Origin of the sequence: Dysgonomonas sp. Marseille-P4677 (assembly GCF_016652235.1) — a bacterium.
Classification (GTDB): domain Bacteria; phylum Bacteroidota; class Bacteroidia; order Bacteroidales; family Dysgonomonadaceae; genus Dysgonomonas.
On sequence record NZ_JAEPKU010000179.1, the window covers coordinates 1 to 6,835 of the forward strand.

Below are 6,835 nucleotides of genomic sequence, written 5' to 3' on the forward strand. Positions count from 1 at the left end.
GTACATCGTTAATAGACTGGTCTAGAGCCCAGTTTGCTATGACAGCAATGTATCACTGGTTGTTCGTTCCCCTTACCCTCGGTTTGGGAATCATTATGGCAATCATGGAAACAATGTATGTGCGTACAGGTAACGAACAATGGAAAAAAACTGCTAAGTTTTGGATGGTAATTTTTGGTATCAACTTCGCCATCGGAGTCGCTACCGGTATTATCATGGAGTTTCAGTTCGGTACGAATTGGTCTAACTATAGCTGGTTTGTTGGTGACATATTCGGTGCACCATTGGCTATTGAAGCTACTTTGGCTTTCTTTATGGAAGCAACATTTATCTCAATTATGTTCTTTGGATGGAAACGAGTAGGTAAAAAAGTCCATTTGGCATCTACCTGGTTAACTATTACAGGAGCAACATTATCAGCCCTTTGGATTCTGATAGCTAATGCCTGGATGCAGTATCCTATAGGCATGGAGTTTAATCCGGATACAACTCGTAACGAGATGATTAATTTCTGGGATATAGCACTATCTCCTGTTGCTATAAACAAATTCTTTCATACCGTCCTTTCGGGATGGATATTAGGCGCAGTATTCGTTGCCGGAGTTGCGGCTTGGTATATGATTAAAAAGAGAGATACAGAATTTGCTAAACAAAGTATGAAAGTTGCTGCAATATTCGGTTTAGTATCTTCACTTCTTATTGCTTGGACAGGGCATGGTTCTGCTCAACAAGTAGCTGAAAAGCAACCTATGAAACTTGCTGTAATGGAAGGATTATATCAAGGTGGAGAAGGTGTGGATTTAATTGCCTTTGCAATACCCAACCCTGCGAAAGAATCGTACAAGGATGATGTCGATCCGTATCTAATCAATATTGGCATACCAAAAGGCTTATCATGGTTAAGCTTTGGAGAATTGGATGCTTATGTTCCCGGAATAAAAGATATTATAGATGGCGGATATAAAGAACCTGATGGTTCTACAGCTCTTTCATTTGTAGAAAAACAAGCAAAAGGAAAAGCTGCAATACAAGCTTTGGCTGATTATAAAAAAGCCAAAAAAGCAGGAGATGAAGCTTCTGCAAACCAATATAAAGAATCACTGAAATCCAATTACGCTTATTTTGGTTATGGATATCTTGACTCTCCCGAACAACTGATTCCAAATATACCATTGGTATTCTGGCCATTTCACATTATGGTTTATTTGGGTGGATATTTTATCCTGCTATTTGCAGTGCTTACATTCTTTATATATCGCAAAATAGAATTAAGTAACAAGAAATGGCTGTTGTGGGTTTGTATATGGACAATCCCATTGGCATATATTGCAGGCCAAGCAGGATGGATGGTAGCCGAAATAGGCCGTCAACCATGGGCTATTCAGGACGTATTACCATTACAAGCTGCAGTATCAGCAATATCTACTAAATCAGTAATGATAACCTTCTTCTTATTCCTTACTCTATTTACAGCATTATTGGTGGCGGAAATCCGCATTATGCTAAATCAAATTAAGAAAGGTCCGGAGGGGCACTAATACATGATTTTTTTAACTAAAAAAAGATATAACTATGGATTATTCATTTTTACAACATTATTGGTGGTTCCTTATATGCCTGATTGGGGGAATTTTTGCTTTCCTTCTTTTTGTTCAGGGTGGCCAATCAATGCTTTTCTCATTAGCAAAAGATGAGAAAGAACGTATGATATTAGTCAATGCCTTAGGACGTAAATGGGAATATACATTTACTACTCTGGTTACATTTGGTGGAGCATTATTTGCTTCTTTCCCATTATTCTATTCAACTAGCTTTGGTGGAGCATACTGGGTATGGATGGCAATTCTTTTCTGTTTTGTCTTACAAGCTGTTTCTTTTGAATTTCAATCAAAGCCGGGTAATGTATACGGTCGTAATACATACCGATGGTTTTTATTTATAAATGGACTTCTAGGTACATTTCTGGTAGGTGCAGCATTGGCTACATTTTTTACCGGTTCCGATTTTACAGTGAATAAAGAAAACATGACGGATATAATCAACCCTGTTATCAGCCGTTGGGGTACAGAATGGCATGGATTAGAAGCTTTAGCCAATCCTCGCAACTGGATGCTTGGACTAGCTGTATTCTTCTTAGCTCGAACCCTGGCTTGCCTGTTCTTTATAAATCGCCTAGCGGATCAAAATTTGGTAGAACGTTCTAGAAAATTCTTATTGTACAACTCTGTTCCATTTGTTGTTTTCTTCTTAGCATTTGTTATTTGGACATTTATTGCTGATGGATTTGCTGTTAATCCAGATACAAAAGTGGTAACTATGGAAGCGCACAAATACTTTAACAACTTAGTAGAAATGCCTATTGTAGGTGTAGTATTCTTAGTCGGCGTAGTATTAGTTCTATTTGGTATTGGAAAATCATTGCTTAGCAAAGACTACAGTAAAGGAGTATGGTTTAGCGGTATCGGAACAGTATTAACTGTATGTATGCTGCTACTTATTACAGGTTATAACAATACAGCTTATTACCCTTCGGCTACAGACTTACAAAGTTCACTAACTATCCAGAATTCATCATCGAGTGAATTTACACTGACAGTGATGAGTGTCGTATCCATTCTTGTTCCATTTGTATTGGCATATATCATTTATGCTTGGAATTCACTGGAGAAGAAACGATTCGATGCAAAAGACCTGAAAGATGACGGACACGTATATTAATATCTTCTTATAAGGTAAAAAATGGGAACTCTATTATTTAGAGTTCCCATTTTTCCTTTTATATTGATTGTCTTACAACTAACAAGAAGTGGACTGCTTTTTTATAATTGCCAAATAAAAAAAGGGAACCTATAAAAGCTCCCTTGTATTTTATACTCCTGATAATTATTAAGCAGGATGAATTGCTTCTGTTGGACAAGCATCTGCACAAGTACCACAATCAGTACAAGTATCAGGGTCAATCACATAGATATCTCCCTCTGAAATTGCATTCACTGGACACTCATCGATACAAGTTCCACAAGCAATACAGTCTTCATTAATTACGTAAGCCATGATTTTTTCTTTTTAATATTATTATTTAACTTTGATTTCGCAAATATAAACAGTTTTTTTGTGCATCCAAAATAGATAGTGTTAGATATTATGAATATTCTCATAACATCTATCTATAACACATTAGAAAACAGAATATAAAATACTATATATAAAATACTTATACATATAAATAAAAATGTAAAAAGGTGCTTTTTCGCCCTTATTTTTACTCAGTCTAATTAACTTCACAGATAATAAAAAACCTGTAATTACGTTTTATAAAAAATATGCAGAAGTTGAAAACAAAATTATATATATCATTAATATCCTTACTAAGCTTTACTGCTACAACTAACGGGTTCTCGCAAATACGAAAAGCGGTTAATCAGCCATTTGCTGATCAAAAAATGTATCATCTCGGTTTTTCGCTAGGTATCAATGGACAAGACATGATTTTATCTCATACTGGCTATGTGGGTGAAAACGGAGAGGCTTGGTTTGCCGAAATTCCGTCTTATAATGTTGGTTTTAGCGTAGGAATAGTCGGGGACAGATATATTAATCAATATCTCAATCTACGCCTTGCTCCTAGCCTTCATCTTGGAGAACGACGTTTTGTGTTTAGGGAACAATCTTCCGGGGTAGAAACTCAAGCTTCTCTTAAAGCTAATTATTTGACAGTACCTTTACTCTTGAAGTTTAGTGTACCACGCATTGATAACTACCGTCCTTACATTTTAGCCGGTGGATATGCAGCAATGGATATTGGAACGAAAAAAGATGATCTTCTTTTATTTAAGAGTATGGACTACGGGGTGGAATTCGGAGTAGGCTGCAATTTCTATCTGCCCCTATTCAAATTGTGTCCTGAATTGAGATTTTCATTCGGTCTAGTCGATTTAATAGATAAAGATAGATCACAGCTAGGCGATAAGGATTTATTAAAATACACCCAAGCCATGTCTTCCGGAAAATCCCGTATGATCTCTCTCATTTTCAATTTCGAATAAATAAGCTCTTATGAATCTTAGATATCAAACAAATCTCTTGGATATTCCATGGGAAAGGATTCCTCAGTTACTTAAGGCTGTAGGAATGTCTTTTACAGACGTAGAGAAGCATAAAATTTCTTTTGAAACTAGCTATTCCACCATATTCGTATTTGACGATGATAAACTAATAGGGATAGGACGTCTTTTATCAGATGGAGTACGCCAATCGGCTATTTACGATATCGCTGTAGATCCAAATTACCAAGGACGAAAAATAGGTCAGGAAATAGTAAAAAGGCTTATGAGCACTACCCCCGATTGTAATTTTATATTATATGCTTCACCCGGAAAAGAAGGATTCTATAAAAAGATGAATTTCAAAAAAATGAAAACGGGTATGGCTTTATTCACAAATCCAGAAAGGATGGTAGACAACGGCTTTATCGAAGAATGAATAATACGGAGAAAAAAACTGTTGAAAAGATGATTCAGATATACTGTGCTGCCAAGCATAATACATCTGGAAACTTATGCTCGGACTGTTACAATCTTAATCTGTATGCCCGGAAAAGACTTGAAAAATGTAAATTTGGAGAAGATAAACCGAATTGCCAAGACTGCCCTATCCACTGTTATCAACCTGAGATGAAAATAAAGATACAAGAGGTTATGCGATACTCCGGCCCCCGTATCTTATTCAAGCATCCATTACTTGCATTGAACCACATGATTAAAGGATTTCGCAGAAAGTAGCAGAAAATAAAATAAAAAATGGCTATCAAAATTTTGATAGCCATTTTTTTAAATGTACAAAGAATTGTATTATTTTACTTCTTCAAAATCGACGTCAGTTACATCATTGTCGCCTTTCGACTGACCACCGGCATTAGCACCAGCTTGTTGATCTGGATTAGCACCAGCTTGTTGTTGATTATACATTTCCTGACTTAGATTCTGGAACAATGTGTTCAACTCATTCATTGCAGTATCAATACCTGCTAAGTCCTGAGCTTTATGAGCATCTCTCAACTTATTTAATGCAGCTTCGATAGGCGCTTTTTTGTCTGCAGGAACTTTATCTCCAAGTTCGTTCAATTGCTTTTCAGTCTGGAAAATCATTGAATCGGCTTGATTTAGTTTGTCGATTCTTTCCTTTTCTTTTTTATCTGATTCTGCATTAGCAGCAGCTTCATCCTTCATCTTTTGTATTTCGGCATCACTTAAACCTGATGAAGCTTCGATACGGATCGATTGCTCTTTTCCAGTAGCTTTATCTTTAGCCGATACACTTAGAATACCGTTAGCATCAATATCGAAAGTTACTTCAATCTGAGGCTCACCGCGACGTGCCGGCATAATTCCGTCTAAATTGAATACTCCGATTTGCTTATTATCTTTTGCCATCGGACGTTCACCTTGTAACACATTGATTTGTACAGATGGTTGATTATCGGCAGCAGTAGAGAAGGTTTCGCTCTTCTTTGTTGGAATGGTTGTATTTGATTCTATCAGTCTGGTCATAACGCCACCCATAGTTTCGATACCTAATGAAAGCGGAGTTACATCTAACAATAATACATCCTTCACTTCTCCGGTCAATACACCACCTTGTATAGCAGCACCGACAGCAACTACCTCATCAGGATTAACTCCTTTAGAAGGAGCTTTACCAAAGAATTTTTCTACTTCAGCTTGTACAGCAGGAATACGAGTCGAACCTCCTACAAGAATAACTTCATCAATATCAGATGCTGAATATCCGGCATCACTCAAAGATTGACGGCATGGATCGATGCATTTACGTATAAGAGTATCTGCTAATTGCTCAAATTTAGAACGTGACAACGTTTTAACTAAGTGCTTTGGAATACCATTAACAGGCATTATATATGGCAAGTTGATCTCTGTAGAAGTTGTACTTGAAAGCTCAATTTTAGCTTTCTCAGCAGCTTCTTTAAGACGTTGAAGAGCCATAGGATCTTTGCGTAAATCCAAACCTTCTTCTCTTTGGAATTCCTCTGCTAACCAGTCTATAATAACCTGGTCAAAATCATCTCCACCTAGATGAGTATCACCATTTGTAGACTTCACTTCAAATACGCCATCGCCCAGTTCCAAGATAGAGATATCAAATGTACCACCACCAAGGTCGAACACAGCGATCTTCATATCTTTATGAGCCTTATCCAATCCATAAGCTAATGCTGCAGCAGTAGGCTCATTCACAATACGTTGAACTTTCAACCCAGCGATTTCCCCTGCTTCTTTTGTAGCCTGACGTTGAGAATCGCTAAAATAAGCAGGCACTGTAATTACCGCATCAGTAACTTCCTGCCCTAAATAATCTTCAGCTGTTTTCTTCATTTTTTGAAGAACCATAGCCGATATTTCCTGTGGAGTATAAAGACGTCCGTCAATATCTACACGAGGAGTATTGTTATCTCCCTTCACCACTTTATATGGCACGCGCGTAACTTCTGTTTGTACCTGATCCCAAGTTTCTCCCATAAATCTTTTTATAGAATATATTGTTTTCTCAGGATTGGTGATAGCCTGACGTTTGGCTGGATCACCTATTTTACGTTCATTTCCTTCTACAAATGCAACAATAGAGGGAGTCGTTCTTTTACCTTCATTATTAGCGATAACGATAGGCTCGTTACCTTCCAAGACAGCAACACAAGAGTTTGTGGTACCTAAGTCAATTCCAATTATTTTTCCCATTTTAATATATTATATTTATTTATTATTATCTAAAGAACTATATTTTTTAGCTTTTTCAGCGACATTATTTATTATTCAAATGC

At 36.9% G+C, this 6,835-nt stretch carries 7 protein-coding genes; 5 read left to right on the forward strand and 2 right to left on the reverse strand.

From position 1 onward, the window contains the following. Both JGH11_RS18370 and cydB read left to right on the forward strand, forming a co-directional pair. Nucleotides 1–1,538 (forward strand): cytochrome ubiquinol oxidase subunit I (locus JGH11_RS18370; protein ID WP_201114230.1); only part of this gene is annotated, 1,538 nt, incomplete at its 5' end. Between the two features lie 34 nt (nucleotides 1,539–1,572). Beyond that, nucleotides 1,573–2,718 carry a cytochrome d ubiquinol oxidase subunit II gene (cydB, locus tag JGH11_RS18375; RefSeq protein WP_201114231.1) on the forward strand — a complete coding sequence of 382 codons (1,146 nt, stop codon included), beginning with the start codon at nucleotides 1,573–1,575 and terminating at the stop codon, nucleotides 2,716–2,718. Nucleotides 2,719–2,886: 168 nt separating this feature from the next. On the opposite strand, the gene JGH11_RS18380 is transcribed toward cydB, so the two are convergent. Then, entirely contained in the window at nucleotides 2,887–3,054 is a 168-nt protein-coding gene (locus JGH11_RS18380) for a DUF362 domain-containing protein (protein ID WP_201114232.1), read from the reverse strand. A gap of 269 nt (nucleotides 3,055–3,323) precedes the next feature. Between JGH11_RS18380 and JGH11_RS18385 the strand changes: the two genes are divergently transcribed. Genes JGH11_RS18385 through JGH11_RS18395 form a run of 3 tightly spaced genes read left to right on the forward strand, consistent with a single transcriptional unit; the run spans nucleotide 3,324 to nucleotide 4,781 of the window. Further along, complete coding sequence (locus JGH11_RS18385) at nucleotides 3,324–4,046, forward strand: porin family protein (RefSeq protein ID WP_201114233.1); 723 nt, start codon at nucleotides 3,324–3,326, stop codon at nucleotides 4,044–4,046. 10 nt (nucleotides 4,047–4,056) lie between these two features. After that, on the forward strand, nucleotides 4,057–4,482 hold the full coding sequence (locus JGH11_RS18390) for a GNAT family N-acetyltransferase (protein WP_201114234.1): 426 nt from the start codon (nucleotides 4,057–4,059) through the stop codon (nucleotides 4,480–4,482). Then, nucleotides 4,479–4,781: a nitrous oxide-stimulated promoter family protein gene (locus JGH11_RS18395; RefSeq protein ID WP_201114235.1), complete on the forward strand. Its 303-nt coding sequence runs from the start codon at nucleotides 4,479–4,481 to the stop codon at nucleotides 4,779–4,781. Before JGH11_RS18390 ends, JGH11_RS18395 begins: the two co-directional genes overlap by 4 nt. Nucleotides 4,782–4,850: 69 nt before the next feature. Here the strand turns inward: JGH11_RS18395 and dnaK are convergent, their stop codons facing one another. Beyond that, on the reverse strand, nucleotides 4,851–6,752 hold the full coding sequence (dnaK, locus tag JGH11_RS18400) for a molecular chaperone DnaK (RefSeq protein WP_201114243.1): 1,902 nt from the start codon (nucleotides 6,750–6,752) through the stop codon (nucleotides 4,851–4,853). Nucleotides 6,753–6,835: the final 83 nt, after the last annotated feature.

Excerpts from the sequence above, each read along its gene's own strand:
- cydB (WP_201114231.1), top strand. The coding sequence starts at position 1,573 with ATGGATTATTCATTTTTACAACATTATTGGTGGTTCCTTATATGCCTG.
- JGH11_RS18380 (WP_201114232.1), bottom strand. The coding sequence starts at position 3,054 with ATGGCTTACGTAATTAATGAAGACTGTATTGCTTGTGGAACTTGTATC.
- JGH11_RS18385 (WP_201114233.1), top strand. The coding sequence starts at position 3,324 with ATGCAGAAGTTGAAAACAAAATTATATATATCATTAATATCCTTACTA.
- JGH11_RS18390 (WP_201114234.1), top strand. The coding sequence starts at position 4,057 with ATGAATCTTAGATATCAAACAAATCTCTTGGATATTCCATGGGAAAGG.
- JGH11_RS18395 (WP_201114235.1), top strand. The coding sequence starts at position 4,479 with ATGAATAATACGGAGAAAAAAACTGTTGAAAAGATGATTCAGATATAC.
- dnaK (WP_201114243.1), bottom strand. The coding sequence starts at position 6,752 with ATGGGAAAAATAATTGGAATTGACTTAGGTACCACAAACTCTTGTGTT.